The sequence below is a fragment of the Leptospira andrefontaineae genome, from assembly GCF_004770105.1.
In the GTDB taxonomy this organism is placed as follows: Bacteria; Spirochaetota; Leptospiria; order Leptospirales; family Leptospiraceae; genus Leptospira_B; species Leptospira_B andrefontaineae.
Genome location: NZ_RQEY01000018.1, coordinates 79,026 through 96,116, shown reverse-complemented (window position 1 = coordinate 96,116; position 17,091 = coordinate 79,026). Strand labels below are relative to the sequence as shown.

Sequence of the window (17,091 nt, the reverse complement as noted above, 5' to 3'; positions counted from 1 at the left end):
ACCCGGATCCTTCTTCTTTTTTAGATTATTACAAATCATAGAAATCGTTTAAGGAGCAAAAGTAATTCCTTTCCGTTCCGAATAGGCATCTAAAATTAGTCCTGCCAGATGCAGGAAAACAGACTTAGAACCTATCTTGAATTCCAAGTTTCCCAAATTTTAATCAGCGGAAACGTATTATTCGCCCAGGTACTTTCCTATTCCCCTTCCCTAATCACATGGGGAAGAACATTGTTCGCCGCAAGTTTATTAGGTTTCGTTCTTTGGTTTAGAAAAAGACCGTTCTTCTTCCCTACCAAAAAAGAAAATTGGATCTCATTTTCTTTAGGAGTACTTCTTGCATTTCATTGGGTTACTTTTTTTGCATCTGCACAAGAAGCGACTATCGCGGTGGCTGTGCTTACGCTATTCACTCATCCAGTTTGGACTGTATTACTTGAACCTTTATTTTTTCCTTCTAAGATCAGAAGTCTCGACCTTGGACTCGCGGTGCTTGTTCTATTCGGAATGTGGATACTCGTCCCAAGTTTTGATATAGAAAACAAATACCTTCTGGGGGTAGGACTCGGTCTTTCATCATCCTGGGCAATGGCATTCAGGAATATTCTCACCAAAAAATATTTATCAGGACATGGATCAACACAAGTGATGTTTCACCAAACTGCTATTACTTGCCTTGTATTAAGTCCGATCTTGTTATTCGAAGATCTATTTATCACTCCTAAGGATTGGGGACTGGTCATTCTATTAGGGGTATTCTTTACTGCGGTCGGACATACGTTCTATATCAAGTCTGTGTTCAAGATGAAGGTCAAAACCGCAGGTTTACTATCCACTGTACAACCTGTATATTCCGCAATCCTTGCCTGGGCCATCTTACAAGAAGTTCCCAGAAAGGAAGAATTTATAGGAGGTGCTTTGATCTTATTTGCAGCGGCCCTCGAATCTTTTAGATATAGAAGAAAAACGGAATAGATGAATGTTTGCACTTGTAGACGGATCTGCTCCTTTCTTTCTGGAATCCAAAGAAAAACATCAGAATTGGTCCAAGGCTCCTTTAGCTCATTTAGAAAAATCTTCTCTACCTTCTAAGAAAAAACATAAAAGGGTCAGGGAATCTTTTTATAGATACACTAAAAGAATTTCTAAATTAGGATTTAATGCGATTAGTCTGGATGAACTTTGTTATCTTTCCGAAAGGGATTTTTATCCGGAAGATCTAAAACGAAAGATCTCTTCCTATCGTAAAAAATATAAAAAACTATTTAAGATCGCTTCTTCTCAAAGATTGAAAGTATTTATCACCAGCGATTTTTTCTCCATCAATGATTCTATTCTGGAACATACGAACGGAAACCTGGACAAGATCATTCAATTATTCAAAGAATCCTTAGAAGATCTATTTTCAAGTTTTGCGGAAATTTCAGGAATTGTTCTTAGGATCGGCGAATCGGACGGAGTAGACGTTACTGGGGATTTCCGAAGTAAACTTCTGCTCAAAAACCCTAACCAGGCAAATTCATTCTTGAAGGAAATCCTGCCTATTTTCGAAAAATATAATAAAATATTAATATTCAGGACCTGGACTTTAGGAGCATATGAAATAGGAGATTTGATCTGGAATCCGAAAACATATCGTAAGGTATTCCAAGATATACAAAGTAAATCCCTAATCATTTCTTTAAAATATGGAGAAGGTGATTTTTTTAGATATCTTCCGATCAATCCTCTATTTTTCGAAGATGATAAGCCTAAACTTTTAGAATTACAGGCAAGAAGAGAATACGAAGGTTTCGGAGAATACCCAAGTTTTGTAGGCTGGATGTATGAAAAATATAGATCGGAACTTTTAGGAAAATCGAATATTGCTGGGATCAGTGTTTGGACACAAACTGGAGGTTGGTCTTCCTTCAAAAATATCACATTTTTAAGACGTTCTTCTTATTGGAATGAATTGAATACATTCGTTTCAGTTCAGCTATTTACTAAGCCGGAAAAAAGTTTAGAAGATATTCTGCATAAATTTTACGGCAGAAAGAATGCGGATCTATTTATAGAATTTTTGAGATTAAGTGAAGAATTAATCCTAAATCTTTTATATGATCCTGGATTTGCCAGACAAAGTTTTTATATGCATCGTGTTCGGATCCCTCCCATTCTTCATATCACATGGGACAAGATCACAGTTTCCGATCCTTTTCGATCTTTATACCACTACTTAAATCCTAATCCGAAAGAGTCTCTACAATTAGGAGAAGAAGCATTCTCCAAACTTTCTCGTATGAAGAAGATCTCTGAAAAACTAGATCTACCTTATAATTCCCAATTCCAGAAAAAGACATTCAGACTCATCTTAAACGCAAGAAAACTACTCTATACGGAAAACTCAGGCCTATTAGCGGCATCCAAAAGGCTCGCAAAAGAATATCATAAAAAATATCCTAAAACGTTCCGCTTCCAATTCCAGGCATCCAAGTCCGAACCTTCCAGATTGATCGGGTTTATACTTAAATTATTTCTAAGAGGCAGGAGCCATTACCGGTTACGCGACAAAATCTTATTTCATCCGATTTTGCTTAAAATCTACTATTTGGTATTTTTGGGGATCAAGAACAAACTCCCCGACTTTATCAACCGCCAAGGAATGCCAGTCAGAGAATTATTACAGTGAAATCGGATTGACGAAACTAAGTTTAGGGTCAAAAATTTTACTATGGCTCGAATTTTCACAGTTACCTGTTCCATTTTCGCATTTTTTATAATATTCAACTGTTCTTCCGGGGAAACAAAGGATTCTTCCGAATCTTCCAGCAATACAAGCGCGAGTACAGCCAGATCAGAGGGTTCAAACTCTGTTTCCAACAGATCTATCAATCCAGACCAAGAAGCTGAAGACGGCCGTTGCGAATCAGGCAATTGTGAGAACGGCACAGGCACCTATGTATATTCTACAGGAGATATATACACCGGTGGATTCAGTAGCGGAATGAGAGAAGGTAAAGGTAAATTCGTTTACAAGAATGGCGACAAGTTCGAAGGAATTTATGTAAACGATCTGAAAGAAGGAGATGGAATGTATTTCTACTCCAATGGAACGGTAATCCGAGGAAATTTTGCAAAAGGGATCATTAAAGGTTCCGGCAAAGTTACATTCACCGATGGAAGCGTTCTAGTGACTGAGTTTACTGACTCCAGCAATTCTAATCCTGGACCTTATACCAAAAAAGACGGAACAGAAACTGAATGTTATCTGGAAAATAAGGTTTTGGTTTGTGTAAAACCGGATCCGGCTGCTACACCTCAAACTCAACAATAAGAATATTCTCATTCATCTGAATGAGAATGTGTTCCTGAATTACTCCATTCTTTTGCCTGGCTTGGATCAACCCTCACCAAAGTATGAGTGATCTGAAATGGATCACTCGCCCAGTTAGGCATTGTGCGAATTTCTACAATTCTATACCAAACGGAACCCGGTTCTACTTGGAATAGATGGTTCACACATAGACATTTAAATTTAAAACCAAAACCGAATTCAGGCGGATTGACTGAGTGAGGAGCCGCGAAGAAGTAAAGTTTCTCCTTTGTTTCATTCTTATATACCAATGCAAACTTACGAGTTTCCCCGGGACCCAAAACCAATTTTGAACCTTCTATCAAACTAGAAACAGGAGCCAGATTCAGATCCAATACTGTATTCGTATCCCAGAGCTGAACCGGCCTTTGAGAGGCCAGTTCATAAATTTTCATCTCTCCGGGAAAACCTTTGTAGATCCAATCGATTCGAACTGGAACTCCCCCCTTTTTCCCGGATAGATTCAGGGAAAAAGAAGGATCAGAACTTTTTTCCTTTTCGCATGAAAGCAAAAGTGCGATCAAAATGAAAAGTGGAGGGAAAATTTTTCTAAACAAAAAATTATTCCTGAACCAATTCTAAAGTAGAAAATTGGAAAACTTTTCCCGGATTTTCATTCTTTATAAAAAGTTTATTTCCCGATTTGCGAAGAAGGATCTGTTCTTGGAAAATTTTCTCTCCATTCTCGGAATCCTGGCTATTATTGCAGTCCCTTCCACAACCATTGCAGTCCCCTCCGTAATAATCTTCGTTATACTCTTTTTGGGTCATTTTACGAACAAGACCGAATATACGAAGTTTCAAACCGTCAGGCTTAGCTTCCTTTACTTCATAATTTCCTAATGCAAAGAAACTTTTATTAATTTGGCTATCACCATCCGCTTCCGTAGTATTTCCTTCAAAGAAAAGACTTCCGTCAGATCTTAAACGTAAGGTCCAGTTAGAAGAGATTAAACCGGTTTCCGGGGTCTGACCTTCTTCTCCAGATGTTTCCGCTGGAGAACCTTCCGTAGTTTGTGCTTGTTGTTGTTCCACACTTGCAGTTGCAGCAGGAATATTTCCCGTATATTCTCCTCCCACATAACTCCAGTTCAGAACATTATCTATATTAGCTGCGGAGAATTGGAAAAAATTATTTTTTGCGATCTTCTTAACTTGTTCCATCGGATTTGGTAAGATCCAATCATCTCCGTCAGAAAAACGGATCTCGCTAATAACTAATCCTTTATAATCTTTTCCTGTATAAATAGAATCTACTTTAAGTTTTAATTTTTTACCTTCAAAAGTTTTGGAGAATTGGATGGTCTGAGGCCCCATGATATCTCCCACTTCTATCTTTTCTTCGAAACCATTATCACCGGTAAGAGTTGCTACTTTTAATCTTCCATTGGTTTGACAATGTCTGTCGGATCTTTGGTAACCGTTCCAGATCTTGATAGATTTTATCTTTTGTGTTTCCTTAAAGTCGAAATCTAAAGTTACTCCCGGTCCTTTTTTGTCGGAAGCCCAAGCGTACTCGTATCGAGAATCGAATAAGTTCATCACATCATAAGAAAGATTTGGCTTAGCTGTTTCGGATGCTGAAACAGTTGCTTCTACAACTTTTGGCCCCTTCCATTTCATCTTGGAACCCTTGTCATCGTAGAAGTTTACCTTTTGGACACATAGATTTGCATTTCTATGAAAGTTAAAAGTTACGGATCGAGTACTTTTAGGTGCGTCAAAGGTAACTGCAGCAGTGGATCCTGTGGACAATTCCTGACTATATTCATCAAAATTAATATAGGCGGTGATAGGATCTGAGAAGTCTCCATTGCAGGATTCTACTTCTATCTTGGATAATAAGAAGGTCTCGTCCGGATAAAAATGAAGTTTAACAAATTTGGCACCTTCTTCCGGTCTCCATTTTTTCCCATCCAATATCTCGAACGGAAGCCCACTATCCATGGAAGTAGCCGTGATCATAGAAACCGGCAACTTTTTACCGCAGTGAAAAAAGAACAATGCCCCTAATAATAGAGTCGAATATTTGGCGAACATAGGATTGCCTCCGAGAAATTGCAGAAATCAGAAATATATTTCTTAAACCAGGGGAAAACGAAAAAATAGACTCATATTTGTTTTTTATTCCCTGCCGGGAGAGTTCCTAGGTACTTTTGCCGTTCGAAAATATGATTGGCGAATCCGATCATATCGTCCAATATCAACTAAGGGGGAAAGATGTCGATTCCGAGCAGATATTCCATAGCGATCCATATTCTTTCCTTGATAGACAAGGATGGAGAAGAAGCCAGTTCTTCCCAAATTATGGCGGATAGCATTGGGACTAACCCGGTGGTAGTCCGAAACATCCTAGGAAAATTGAAAAAGGCGGGCCTTGTAGTTTCTAAACAAGGTGTGACAGGAGCAAAACTCGCTAAATTTCCGGAAGAGATCCAACTTTTACAGATCTATAAGGCAGTGGAAACAGAGGGTCCTTTATTCTCCATCCATGATAAGCCCAACCCGAAATGCCCTGTGGGCAAAAAAATACAAACCACTTTGACTGGAATTTTCCAAGAGGCTCAATCCGCGCTAGAAGCAAAACTAGGTGAGTTCCATCTTTCAGATGTGCTTTTCCAATTGGATTCCGAAAAGAAAAAGCGGGCATAAGCGCCGTTAGTTAAAGAAGAACTCGGTCTAAATCCTCATATTTCTTCCAACAAAAATCCTTGCCTCAAAATAAAGGGTTCCTAATATTCTTTTCGTCGCTCATTTCAATCCGCAAAATAATTGGAGAGAAGGATGAAAAAAATATTCAAACGGGTTTCGATTGGCCTCGGTGCTGTGCTTATCGCCTATTTGGGGATCTATTACGCTACATTTCCCAAATACGAATTCCATCCAAAGGCGGACTTAACTCAAAGTTTTGATTCGTTTTATAAAACTAAATTAGAAGAGACCAAATCACTCAAAGGTAGACAAGGCTCGGAAGAAAAGCTGATCCGTTACTCTGCCGGTAAAACGGAATATGCAATTCTTTATATACATGGCTTCGGCGCGTCCCGCGCAGAAGGAGAAGAAACTGTAGATAAAATTTCTGCCTCTCTCAAGGCAAATACATACTACTTAAGACTCCCTGGTCATGGAACAAATAATGAAGATCATAGGGATACTCCTTTTACTGAATACCTACGCGTGGCTGAAGAAAGTTTATTAATGATGGATAAATTAGGAAATCAAACTATACTTATGGGAACAAGTATGGGCGGTTTGATCTCTGTTTATCTGGCTGGAAAGTATCCGGATAAGATCAAGGATCTGGTATTATTCTCCCCATTCTTTGATTTTGCCGTTCCTTTGGCTAAAATATTCTTCTACCCGGGTGGAATGACATTCGGAGAAACAGTCCAAGGAAAGATCAGAAAGTCTCCTCCTAAAACACCGGATGATGGAATTGGAGAACATTATTACGAACATTGGTATAAGGATCAATATTTAGCCGCGATCCAACACGTAAGTAACGCGACTAAATTCGTTCTCAGCCAACATAGTTTGGAAAATATAAAGGTTCCTACTCTATTAGTATATTATTATAAGGACAAGGATCATCAAGACAAAACGGCAAGTGTGCCTGCTATGTTAAAAGGTTTTGATAAGATCGGAGGAGATAATCCGAATCCTCTTAATACAAAGGCTCAAATAGAAATAGGAAGCCATGTTTTGACTTCTAAACATGTATTCTCCGATAAGGAGAAAGTCCAAAAAGAAGTTTTGGACTTCTTGCATAAAACCGGAGTAAAATAAGATGATCACCTTCTTCCTTTTAAAGGGAAGAAGGTCCTTTCGCAGATCCCCATTCCTTCGCAGATCTTAAAATTTCTTCAGCAAGTAGAGCAAGTCCAGGTCCGGATTTTTTACGATAACAAAGATAAAATTTCCTTTCCGTGTTCCAATCTTCGAATTTTATTTTTTTTAATTTTGGGCTGATAGAATATTCGGATAAAAATCCTATCCCAAGCCCTGCTTCCAAAGATTTGATAACCGATTCTACGCTCCTAAGTTCCATTGCGATCTTAGGACCAAATTCTTTAGAGAATGATTTTATCCTCTTCTCAACTACTTTCCTAAGAGCGGAACCTGGATGGAATAATACAAAAGATTGTTTTTTTAGATCCTCTATTCTAATTTTCTTTTTTAGAAAGAGCGGATGATCCTTAGAAGCCACCGGAAAGATCTGGTCCGATAAAAATTCCAAAACATTCAGACTAGGTTCTGAGATCGGACCCGTCAATATCCCTAGATCCACTTCTCCCTTCAATACTGCATCCTTAGTTTCCCCGGCGTCCCCTTCTCTTACGGAAAGAGAAAGTCCTGGTCTTTTTTTCAGTATCTCCTTTAAGATCTGAGGTAGGATCCAAGCAGAAACTGTCCCTCCAGCCGATATGGAATAATTTCCTTTTAGTTCATTCTCCTTGGAGAAAGCATCTTGGATCTCTTCCCATAATTCTTTCATACGGATAGAATACTGGTAGAATCTTTCTCCTTCGTGAGTGAGTCGGACAGATCTCCCTCCTCTTTCCAAAACACTAACGCCTAATTCTTTTTCCAAAAGATAGATCTGTTTAGAGAGAGCCGGTTGAGTTAATCCCAAACGGGAAGCTGCCTTTTGGAATGTGCCTGATTCTGAAATTTCCAGAAAATATATGATCTGTCTGAATTCCATAAGAACATATAACTTTTAGTTATATATTTTATAAAACCAATTTATTTGCATTATATCAGTAAATTTGATACCTTCTTTACCGAGAGGGAAATATGGGACAAACTTTATACGACAAAATTTGGGAAAGTCATCGGATCTCAGAGGATTCTGACTCAGAATCTATATTATATGTGGACCGTCATATTCTTCATGAGGTGACTTCTGCCCAAGCTTTCGAAGGTTTAAGAACTAAGAATAGAAATATAAGAAGGACCGATCTTACCTTCGGAGTTGTGGATCATAATGTTTCCACAAGAGATCGTAAGAATAGAGATGCAGCAGGGCCTGTCTCCAGATTGCAAATAGATACAATGGAAAAAAACTGCAAAGACTTCGGAGTCCGTCTATTCGGTCCGGAAGATCCTGAGCAAGGCATCGTACACGTTTTGGGTCCGGAGTTAGGGTTTACTATCCCAGGTTCAGTTATCGTATGCGGCGATTCTCATACTGCAACACATGGGGCATTCGGTGCATTGGCTTTCGGAATAGGAACAAGTGAAGTGGAACATGTGCTTGCCACTCAAACTTTAAAACAAGCCAAAACAAGATCAATGTTGGTTCGTTTTATCGGCAAGCCCGGTTTTGGGATCACTGCAAAAGATATCGTCTTGGAATTGATCTCGAAAATAGGAACCTCAGGAGGAAGAGGTTTTACCATGGAATATAAGGGAGAATGGATAAATTCCCTTTCCATGGAAGGAAGAATGACTATTTGTAATATGAGTATAGAAGCAGGAGCAAGAGCAAGTTTGATCGCTCCTGATCAGATCACATTCGATTATTTGAAAGATAGAAAATTGATCCCAAAAGGAAAAAGTTTCGATCAAGCAGTCGAATATTGGAAAACATTCTTCACAGATAAAGACGCTGTATACGATGAGATTATAGAATTAGATATTTCTAAAATAGAACCCCAGGTCACTTGGGGAACAAATCCTTCTCAGTCTTTGTCGATCGGAGCTGTAGTTCCTGACCCGGAAGAATTCCAAGATCCAAGAGCAAAAGAAACTGCTCAGAACGCGTTAGAGTATATGGGTTTAAAACCCGGAACTCCAATTTCTGAGATCAAAATCGATAAGGTATTCATTGGTTCCTGCACAAATTCTAGGATAGAAGACTTGAGATCCGCAGCAGAAGTTGCCAAAGGAAAAAAAGTCCATCCTAATGTGCAAGCTTTGGTCGTTCCTGGATCAGGTTCTGTAAAACGTCAGGCGGAATCGGAAGGTTTAGATAAAATTTTCAAAGATGCTGGATTTGAATGGAGAGAGCCTGGTTGTTCTCTTTGTCTTGCAATGAACGACGACGTATTAAAACCGGGAGAAAGATGCGCTTCCACTTCCAACAGAAACTTTGAAGGAAGACAAGGTAGAGGTGGGAGAACTCATTTGGTAAGTCCTTCTATGGCAGCGGCTGCCGCAGTGACCGGAAAATTTTCAGATGTGAGGAAATTAGCATGAGCTCAAAAATTTGGACGATACATACCGGAGTCCCGATCTCTATCCCAAGAGAGGATATTGATACGGATCAAATCCTTCCAAAACAATTTATGAAATTAATAGATAAGAAAGGTTTTGGAAAACATCTTTTTCATGATTGGAGATATTCAGACTTAGAGGGAAATATTCCAAATCCTGAATTTATTCTGAATCGGGAAGGATTTAAAAATGCAAGCGTTCTTATAGCAGGAAAAAATTTCGGCTGCGGTTCTAGTAGAGAACATGCACCTTGGGCACTTGCAGATTTCGGATTCAGAGCGATTTTAGCTCCTTCTTTCGCGGATATCTTCTCCATTAATTCCGCAAAGAATGGGATCGCATTAGTCCGTTTGAAAGAAGAAGAGATCACATATCTAAATGAATGGGTTTCTAAAAATCCAGGATCTCAAATCAGGATCAATCTGGAAAATTCGGAAGTGCAAGCGGGAGATAAAACCTTCTTCTTTCATTTGGATCCCGCTTCTGTGAACCGGATCCGAGAAGGTTTAGACGATATTGATATCACTCTGAAAAATGCAAAAGAGATCCTAAATTTCGAAGAGAAACGCAAAGTAGAAAAACCGTTTTTGGAAGTGCACTGGTGATCTTCTCCCGGAAATTTTTGTAACGGTGCTCTGCACAATAGATCTTAAAAAACCTTTTATTAGCTGGAAAAGAATTCGGGGAAAATTAATATGTTCGTCATTCTTTCGCTTCTAAAAGGAACCTAGAGTGAGTTTAACAGAATCCATTCATGATAAGATCACAACACCTATAGTCAAAATCCCGGACTCAGCCTTAAAAACCGGGATCTACGACTTAACCAAGGAAGAATTGGGACAAAGGATCGAGCTGAGAGAAGGAGTGAGCTTGAGATATGTCACTCCTTCCAATCGAAGAAGATGGCTCTTAGATCGGGTCCTACTCGGTTCAGATCTTACATTTTTATACGGATACTTCCGACAAATCATGATCGCAAGGCAAACTGCTCTAAAAGGAAAGTTTTTCGATCCTCGTTGGATTGAATTATCGGGTGGGATCTTGGACTTGATCGAAGGTTGCCAAGGAAAATTCCAAATTGAAAATTTAGAGAATGTTATTTCTCCTAAGGGGCCTGTGGTTTTTGCGGGAAACCATATGAGTGTTCTAGAAACTTTCGTCTTTTCCTATTTTTTAGTGCCTCATAGAAGACTAACCTATGTAGTTAAAGAAAGTTTAATAAAGGGTTATTTTGGCCCTATCATGAGAAGTAGGGATCCGATCGCTGTAGGACGAGACAACCCAAGAGAAGACTTAGTCAAGGTATTAGAAGAAGGTGCTACTCTGCTGAAAAAAGGAGTTTCTATCGTAGTATTTCCTCAGAGTACAAGGACTAGAACTTTTAATCCTGCGGAATTCAATTCAATTGCGGTCAAACTTGCTTCCAGAGCTGGAGTTCCGGTAGTACCATTTGCGATCAAAACTGATTTTTGGGAAAACGGTAAGATCTGGAAGGATTTAGGTAGCTTATATAGAGACAGAAAGATCCATATGAAGTTCGGAGCTCAAATAGACACCAAAGATTCTAAAAAAGCCCAGGAAACACTTTTGAATTTTGTATTAACTAATTTAAAAGAATGGAATGTAGAAATTCTTTCAGGACAGAAATAAAATTAAAACGCGGATCAAACAATTGCTGATCCGCTTTCAAAACTCGGGGAGAAAGTTTAGTAACCTCCCCCGCCGCCGCCTCCACTTCCCCCGCCATAACCACAAGCTGCTGCAGCCAATAGATATTGGGAAGAGCATGCAGTATTTGCATATCCCGGGTTTTCGTTAGAGCAGCTTAAATACAACGCAGCAGCTGCACTGCAATTTTTTTTGTCACTCTTATCATCTCCGGTTCCGTATAAATCGTCATAAGCATCACAATTTACAAAACCAAACGAAAATAAAACCAATAGTAAGATCAAAATCCTTTTTTTAGATCGCATAAACATTCTCCATATTATGGCAGATAGATTTTTCCAAATAATATCTGATTGATAAGGAACCGCAATGGTTTTAGGATTAGATCACTATTCTTCGGAATCAACAATACAATTTTAGATATAGAGAATGCTTAAGCTTATTATATTCTAACGAAACCAGAAACGATCTCCATCTAAGAAACGTTTTACTCCTTCTTTGGTGCTTTTGCTTTCCATTACCGGAAAAGTATTTCTGGCTTCTAATGTTAAGGCTTCCTTTACAGTAAGATTCCAACCGTCTAAGGCAGAATTTAGATCCGCAAACATTGCATCTCTAGGTTGCCTACAAAGTTGGGTGGCATAAGAGAATGCTCTTTCTAAACCTTTTCCTTTTTTAACAAGTTCCCATACTAAGCCAAGCTGGTAAGCTCTCTCTGCGCGGATCCTTTGCCCTGTTAGTATGAGTGGTAATGCAGATCCCCAACCAAGCAATCTTGGAAGATAAACAGTGCCTCCATCTACTAGAGGAACTCCCCATCTTCTACAAGCAACAGAGAAGATTGCCTGAGGCTCCGCAATACGAATATGGCCATGACAAAATAATTCCAAACCGCCTGCGTATGTATAACCATGAGATACAGTGATCACAGGTTTTTTTTGAACAATCCTTGATCCTCCTAAAGGACCAGGATCGTTCTTAGCATATTCTTCTCTTTCTTCTTGGTTTAGATACAGATTTGCCATTTTATCCAAACCGGAAAGATCTGCTCCGGAACAAAATGCCTTATCACCTGCTCCATGTAAAACAGCTACCGTAAGTTCGGGATCCTTTTGAAAAGTTCTCCATGCTTCTACAAACAGATCTGCCATTTCCTTATTCACTGCATTATGAACTTCCGGGCGATTCATGGTGATCTGGAAAATTTTACCACCTGGGACTTCGTGAATATTTGTAATCAATGGGAGATCAGACATGCCAAAATAAGAAACTAGATCCATAATACAGAAAGAACTTTTTTGTTTGGTGTTGACTTCCAATATCTTACGTCTAAGATTCCATTGACCCGAGTTAAACCTGGTATGTCTCAAAAAGAAGAACTCGGAAAAACCAAATCCACTCAAACCCTAGATTTCCTAACCGAACTTCTGGACACATATGTTTGGGAAACGGAAGATCTAAATCTTTGCAAGATCCCTTCTCAACTCTCTAAACGTTTAGGTTTAAACGAATCCGAAATTTCTCTCTCACTTTTCCTCACAAAGATCCATCCTACGGACAGGACAAAATTAGAAGTAGAAATTGGATCCGCAAAAAGCGGACAAAATCCGGAGGCATTCGAATTGAAGATCGCCGGATCAAACGGAGATTTTTTATACTTTAAGGTCGGAATTCGGTATTTAGAATCTTCTACAAGCGGTTCAGGCAAATATATATTCTTACTCCAAGAAATTACAAAACCAAAAGCAGATCGTGAATCTCTCAGACAAAGTAATAGAAGATTAAAACTCGCGACAAAAGCGGCAAATGTCGGGATCTGGGATCTAGATCTGATAAAAAACGTTCTAGTCTGGGACGAAGGAATGTATAAGCTATATGGAATTCCGAAAACGGAATTTTCAGGTGCATATGAGGCTTGGGAGAAGTCACTACACCCGGAAGATAAGACCAGAGCTATAGAAGATTTTTATAATGCAGTTGCTGGAAGAAAAGAATTCGATACTGAATTCAGGATTATTTGGCCCGATAAATCTGTTCATTATATAAAAGCAATTGCCGCAGTTTTCAGAGATTCGGAAGGGAATCCGATCCAAATGATCGGAACAAATTGGGATATCACCCGTATCAAACTTGCAGACCAAGAATCCAGAAAGAATCAAGATAACCTTGTCTTAAGTGAACTCATGTTCAGAGGGGCGTTCGAGAATAATGGGATTGGAATGGCAGTCGTTTCTTCTGAAGGAAAATGGTTAAAAGTAAATAGAAAACTTTGTGAGATGTTAGGATATTCAGAAGCTGAATTTCACTCCCTCACCTTCCAAGACATCACTCATCCGGAAGATCTAGAAAAGGATTTATCATTCGTAAAACAGATCTTAGACAATAAGATTGAATCCTACAAAATGGAAAAACGCTACTTCAAAAAAGATGGTTCCATTATTTGGATCAACCTAAGCGTTTCCTCCGTCAGGGATAAATTAGATAACTTTTTATATTTTGTTTCACAGATAGAAGATATCACTGAAAAGAAAATCGCAGAACAATCGTTAATGGCGATCAACTACGAGATGAAACAGATCTTAGATTCGGCTACCCAAGTCGCTATTATTAAAACGGATCTACAAGGAGTAATCACGGTTTTCAGCAAGGGAGCCGAGAATCTATTCGGATATTCGGAAGAAGAATTGATCGGTAAATATACACCTGAAATACTCCACGACAAAGAAGATACAAGTAAAAGAGGCAAAGAACTAAGCCAACTTTATAATAAAGAACTTAAAGGTTTCGATATATTTAGCGAGGTTGCCAAAAGAGAATCATACGATTCCAGGATCTGGAAATACAGAAGAAAGGACGGAACCGTTTTCCCTGCACAAATGATCATCACCACTGTCAAAGGTTATGATTCTAAAATTTCCGGGTTTTTAGGAATCGGTACGGATGTATCGGGCGCTCAGGAATATTTAGAAAGACTGGAAGATACAAAACTACAATTGGAAATTTTAGCCGACCAATTGGGCAGAAAGAATGCACAACTTCTAAACTACGCACATATCACTTCTCATAATTTAAGAGCTCCTACAAGCAATTTGATTTCCCTAGTGGAATTGGTGGAAGAAGCCCAATCTGAAGAAGAAGTCCATTCTTTAGTCGGAAAATTCAAGATTTCTGTGGATTATTTACAAGAGACCTTAGACAGCTTAGTAGAAGTTTTAAAAATACAAGAAGGGACGAGAAGAAAGATTGAAACAGTCAGATTCGATTCTATCCTAAAAAAGATCCTGAGAATTTTAGAAGGCCAAATCCTGGAAACTTCCGCTGAGGTCCGCTTCGACTTCTCCGCACTCGAAGAATTCGAATACGATAAGACTTACTTGGAAAGTATCTTATTAAATCTAATTTCAAATTCTATTAAATATAGATCTTCCCATCGAATTCCAAAGATAGAAATCCGAACAGAAATTGTGGAAGATAAATATTTACTGATCGTAGAAGACAATGGATTAGGGATAGATCTGAATAAATACCAAAGCAAACTGTTCGGTTTACATAAAACATTCCATAGACATCCAGATGCAAGAGGGGTTGGACTATTTCTCACCAAGTCTCAAGTAGAAGCTCTAAATGGCAGAATTTATGCAGAAAGTGAGTTGGATCATGGTACGAAAATGATCATAGAATTACAGTCTCTTTCCCCCTTAAATTGATATCCTACGAAAACTTACGTTATTGTAGGAATTCCGATCTTATAGAAGGTTCTTAATTCTATTTATTAATTAAGTATCCGTTTTCATCGAATTTCTTTGAATTGGATCAAATTTCGATTTCTATAATATTTTATTTATTTTGTGAATATACCGAATCAGGTTGCTCCTTTATTCAAAAAGATCTACACTTAAGGAATGGACAATAGAAGCCAGAAGTCGGACCAAAAGTACCGCATGAGAACCCAACCGGGCGGCGTCGTGATTCATTCAAGAGCTCAGCCCCAGAAACCAATCAAGTATAGAACAGGAAAACCGGAAGAGGAAGAAATCGCCTCCTTTTGGGTATTTTATCTTTTCCTATTTATAGGATCGTTAATCCCGATCGTAGGAGTATTCCCTGCGTTTATCCTGTTCTCGTTTTCGAAAAATAAGTTTTTCAAATTTCTACCGCTTGTACTGAGTATATTAACCAGTAGCTATGCTCTTTATATAAGAGCACACTCCGGTTCCGTATTCCAACAACTTAGAAATTTCGTTTACTAAGCCGAAAAACGAACAAGGACTTAAATTCTTCTTTAGAAAGAATAAATAAGTCCTGATCAACTCTATCTTTCTTTTAAAAGCCGGCGCAACCGGCTCCTATTGACTTATCATATCAATCAAAAGATTTTACAGCACCAATATTGAAGGATGGAATTCCCGCTCTTGCATTATAAGAATATCCGGTTAAGTTCGCGTTACCCACATTTCCTACTGCATGAGAAAGATCCCAATCTGTTCCCTTTCCTCCTTCTATCGTTTTTCTAGGAATATTATAACTTACTGCTAAATCCAAACTCCAGCTATCGAATAGATAACTAAAACCTGCGGAAACAATATCCGTAAGAGAGAAAAATCCCCCGGTAGTTCCCCCTAAAGCATTACTTTTTACCAATGGGGAATTATAAGAATAACCTCCTCTCAGTATCCAAGAAGTAGAAGCTTTATACTCTACTCCTAAAATGACCGCCCATTGGTCCCTGAAATTCAAATGTGCATCAGCAGAACCTGTTTTTCCTAAAGGAGTAGGAAGCCATGGATCTTCCAAAGTTTGGTTTGCCTTTCTTAAATAAGAACCATAGTTCGTATATACAAAATCCAATGCGAATTTCAGATTTTCAGGTCCGAACGCAAAGCCCAATACATGTTTTTCAGGAAGATCGAAAGTATAAGAAACACCTGTCTTACGATAATAATTCGGATCATTTGTTCCAATATTGTATCCGCCATTCAAAGGAATTCCTACATGAGATTGGTAAGCATATGCAATTCGGAAAGAATCAGAGAAAGAATAATTAGCTCCTAAAATTCCACCCAAAGCAAAAGCATTTTTGGAACTTTCGTAATAATAACCTTGTCCAGGAATCTCGATATTTCCAGTGATATCGTAATATTTCTGATTCAATTTCTGGGTTCCATAAGCAAGTTCCACACTTCCACCCAAGGATAAATTTCCTAATTTAACTGAGAGTCCGTTTACCAATTTAAAAACTGCAAACGTATTCGAATTGGATTCTTTTATCTGTTTAGAATTCCCGAGAGGACCTGGCAAATTAACATCCGCCCATTGGTTTACAGATTCTCCAGTAGGAGTATTTCTTGTGATCTTATCCACTCCCCCGGAAGCTCCTCCCGGAACATAGAATGTGACTCCGTAATTTATATTTTCAGTAACAGGAAGTTTAAAAGCAATATAAGGACCAGGACCAACTACGTTAGTCGTTTTATCATTCTCATAAACAAGTTCCGGATTCGGATCTTGGAAACGGTCTCTGTATCTATTTTGAATGAGAGAAGCTCCCAAACCAAATTCCAATTTTTTACCTTTGACCAAGGATAAATTCGCAGGATTCAAAGCCACATCCACCGGAGAGCCGCCAAGTGCATAACCCGCTCCTGCAAGACCTAAATATCTAGAATTGATCGCGTTGAAGTATAATCCATCGACCGCTAAAACTTCTCCACTCCCAAAAACGAATAATAATATTATAAAAACCGAATACTTATTTCGGACCAAACCTCTCTGCATTTCTGTTCCTCCCCAGAACCCTGAATACTATAAGTTTCCTTAAAATTTCCGTCATAGCACTCTAAAAATCCAAC

The 17,091-nt window shown here is 38.7% G+C and carries 15 protein-coding genes; 9 read left to right on the top strand and 6 right to left on the bottom strand.

Going from position 1 to position 17,091, the window contains the following annotated elements; all coding sequences use genetic code 11:
* The first annotated feature begins 108 nt into the window (after window positions 1–108).
* The 3 genes from EHO65_RS12140 to EHO65_RS12130 are packed head-to-tail and all read left to right on the top strand — an operon-like array spanning window position 109 to window position 3,316.
* Window positions 109–975 (top strand): DMT family transporter, encoded by an 867-nt coding sequence (locus tag EHO65_RS12140; RefSeq protein WP_135774665.1) that lies wholly within the window; start codon window positions 109–111, stop codon window positions 973–975.
* A 4-nt stretch (window positions 976–979) separates the two neighbouring features.
* On the top strand, window positions 980–2,671 hold the full coding sequence (locus EHO65_RS12135; RefSeq protein WP_135774663.1) for a glycosyl hydrolase family 67: 1,692 nt from the start codon (window positions 980–982) through the stop codon (window positions 2,669–2,671).
* A 42-nt stretch (window positions 2,672–2,713) separates the two neighbouring features.
* On the top strand, window positions 2,714–3,316 hold the full coding sequence (locus tag EHO65_RS12130; protein ID WP_135774661.1) for an MORN repeat-containing protein: 603 nt from the start codon (window positions 2,714–2,716) through the stop codon (window positions 3,314–3,316).
* Between the two features lie 8 nt (window positions 3,317–3,324).
* Here the strand turns inward: EHO65_RS12130 and lsa20 are convergent, their stop codons facing one another.
* Both lsa20 and EHO65_RS12120 read right to left on the bottom strand, forming a co-directional pair.
* Window positions 3,325–3,912, bottom strand: a complete 588-nt coding sequence (gene lsa20 / locus EHO65_RS12125) for an LIC11469 family lipoprotein adhesin Lsa20 (protein ID WP_135774660.1) — start codon at window positions 3,910–3,912, stop codon at window positions 3,325–3,327.
* A 4-nt stretch (window positions 3,913–3,916) separates the two neighbouring features.
* On the bottom strand, window positions 3,917–5,395 hold the full coding sequence (locus tag EHO65_RS12120) for a discoidin domain-containing protein (protein ID WP_135774658.1): 1,479 nt from the start codon (window positions 5,393–5,395) through the stop codon (window positions 3,917–3,919).
* 180 nt (window positions 5,396–5,575) lie between these two features.
* On the opposite strand from EHO65_RS12120, the gene EHO65_RS12115 reads away from it, so the two are divergent.
* Together EHO65_RS12115 and EHO65_RS12110 are read left to right on the top strand one after the other, a co-directional pair.
* On the top strand, window positions 5,576–6,007 hold the full coding sequence (locus EHO65_RS12115; protein ID WP_135774656.1) for an Rrf2 family transcriptional regulator: 432 nt from the start codon (window positions 5,576–5,578) through the stop codon (window positions 6,005–6,007).
* 132 nt (window positions 6,008–6,139) lie between these two features.
* Window positions 6,140–7,141, top strand: coding sequence for an alpha/beta hydrolase (locus EHO65_RS12110; RefSeq protein WP_135774654.1), 1,002 nt, complete (start codon window positions 6,140–6,142; stop codon window positions 7,139–7,141).
* A gap of 19 nt (window positions 7,142–7,160) precedes the next feature.
* On the opposite strand, the gene EHO65_RS12105 is transcribed toward EHO65_RS12110, so the two are convergent.
* Window positions 7,161–8,060, bottom strand: a complete 900-nt coding sequence (locus tag EHO65_RS12105) for a LysR family transcriptional regulator (RefSeq protein ID WP_135774652.1) — start codon at window positions 8,058–8,060, stop codon at window positions 7,161–7,163.
* A 92-nt stretch (window positions 8,061–8,152) separates the two neighbouring features.
* On the opposite strand from EHO65_RS12105, the gene leuC reads away from it, so the two are divergent.
* From leuC to EHO65_RS12090, 3 genes are all read left to right on the top strand, one after another.
* Window positions 8,153–9,556 carry a 3-isopropylmalate dehydratase large subunit gene (gene leuC / locus EHO65_RS12100; protein ID WP_135774650.1) on the top strand — a complete coding sequence of 468 codons (1,404 nt, stop codon included), beginning with the start codon at window positions 8,153–8,155 and terminating at the stop codon, window positions 9,554–9,556.
* Window positions 9,553–10,179, top strand: a complete 627-nt coding sequence (gene leuD / locus EHO65_RS12095) for a 3-isopropylmalate dehydratase small subunit (RefSeq protein WP_135774648.1) — start codon at window positions 9,553–9,555, stop codon at window positions 10,177–10,179. The genes leuC and leuD overlap by 4 nt, the downstream gene beginning before the upstream one ends.
* A gap of 127 nt (window positions 10,180–10,306) precedes the next feature.
* Window positions 10,307–11,224, top strand: a complete 918-nt coding sequence (locus tag EHO65_RS12090; RefSeq protein ID WP_135774647.1) for a lysophospholipid acyltransferase family protein — start codon at window positions 10,307–10,309, stop codon at window positions 11,222–11,224.
* Window positions 11,225–11,280: 56 nt separating this feature from the next.
* On the opposite strand, the gene EHO65_RS12085 is transcribed toward EHO65_RS12090, so the two are convergent.
* Window positions 11,281–11,547, bottom strand: a complete 267-nt coding sequence (locus EHO65_RS12085) for a hypothetical protein (protein ID WP_135774644.1) — start codon at window positions 11,545–11,547, stop codon at window positions 11,281–11,283.
* A gap of 144 nt (window positions 11,548–11,691) precedes the next feature.
* Window positions 11,692–12,522, bottom strand: coding sequence for an enoyl-CoA hydratase-related protein (locus EHO65_RS12080; RefSeq protein ID WP_135774642.1), 831 nt, complete (start codon window positions 12,520–12,522; stop codon window positions 11,692–11,694).
* An 81-nt stretch (window positions 12,523–12,603) separates the two neighbouring features.
* On the opposite strand from EHO65_RS12080, the gene EHO65_RS12075 reads away from it, so the two are divergent.
* Entirely contained in the window at window positions 12,604–14,949 is a 2,346-nt protein-coding gene (locus EHO65_RS12075; RefSeq protein WP_135774640.1) for a sensor histidine kinase, read from the top strand.
* 655 nt (window positions 14,950–15,604) lie between these two features.
* Here EHO65_RS12075 and EHO65_RS12065 read toward each other — a convergent pair.
* Entirely contained in the window at window positions 15,605–17,017 is a 1,413-nt protein-coding gene (locus tag EHO65_RS12065) for an OmpP1/FadL family transporter (RefSeq protein WP_135774636.1), read from the bottom strand.
* Between the last annotated feature and the right edge of the window lie 74 nt (window positions 17,018–17,091).

Bases quoted from the DNA above. Each gene is read 5' to 3' on its own strand.
- EHO65_RS12140 (WP_135774665.1), top strand. From the start codon at position 109: ATGCAGGAAAACAGACTTAGAACCTATCTTGAATTCCAAGTTTCCCAA.
- EHO65_RS12135 (WP_135774663.1), top strand. From the start codon at position 980: ATGTTTGCACTTGTAGACGGATCTGCTCCTTTCTTTCTGGAATCCAAA.
- EHO65_RS12130 (WP_135774661.1), top strand. From the start codon at position 2,714: ATGGCTCGAATTTTCACAGTTACCTGTTCCATTTTCGCATTTTTTATA.
- EHO65_RS12120 (WP_135774658.1), bottom strand. From the start codon at position 5,395: ATGTTCGCCAAATATTCGACTCTATTATTAGGGGCATTGTTCTTTTTT.
- EHO65_RS12115 (WP_135774656.1), top strand. From the start codon at position 5,576: ATGTCGATTCCGAGCAGATATTCCATAGCGATCCATATTCTTTCCTTG.
- EHO65_RS12110 (WP_135774654.1), top strand. From the start codon at position 6,140: ATGAAAAAAATATTCAAACGGGTTTCGATTGGCCTCGGTGCTGTGCTT.
- EHO65_RS12105 (WP_135774652.1), bottom strand. From the start codon at position 8,060: ATGGAATTCAGACAGATCATATATTTTCTGGAAATTTCAGAATCAGGC.
- leuC (WP_135774650.1), top strand. From the start codon at position 8,153: ATGGGACAAACTTTATACGACAAAATTTGGGAAAGTCATCGGATCTCA.
- leuD (WP_135774648.1), top strand. From the start codon at position 9,553: ATGAGCTCAAAAATTTGGACGATACATACCGGAGTCCCGATCTCTATC.
- EHO65_RS12085 (WP_135774644.1), bottom strand. From the start codon at position 11,547: ATGCGATCTAAAAAAAGGATTTTGATCTTACTATTGGTTTTATTTTCG.
- EHO65_RS12080 (WP_135774642.1), bottom strand. From the start codon at position 12,522: ATGGATCTAGTTTCTTATTTTGGCATGTCTGATCTCCCATTGATTACA.
- EHO65_RS12075 (WP_135774640.1), top strand. From the start codon at position 12,604: ATGTCTCAAAAAGAAGAACTCGGAAAAACCAAATCCACTCAAACCCTA.
- EHO65_RS12065 (WP_135774636.1), bottom strand. From the start codon at position 17,017: ATGCAGAGAGGTTTGGTCCGAAATAAGTATTCGGTTTTTATAATATTA.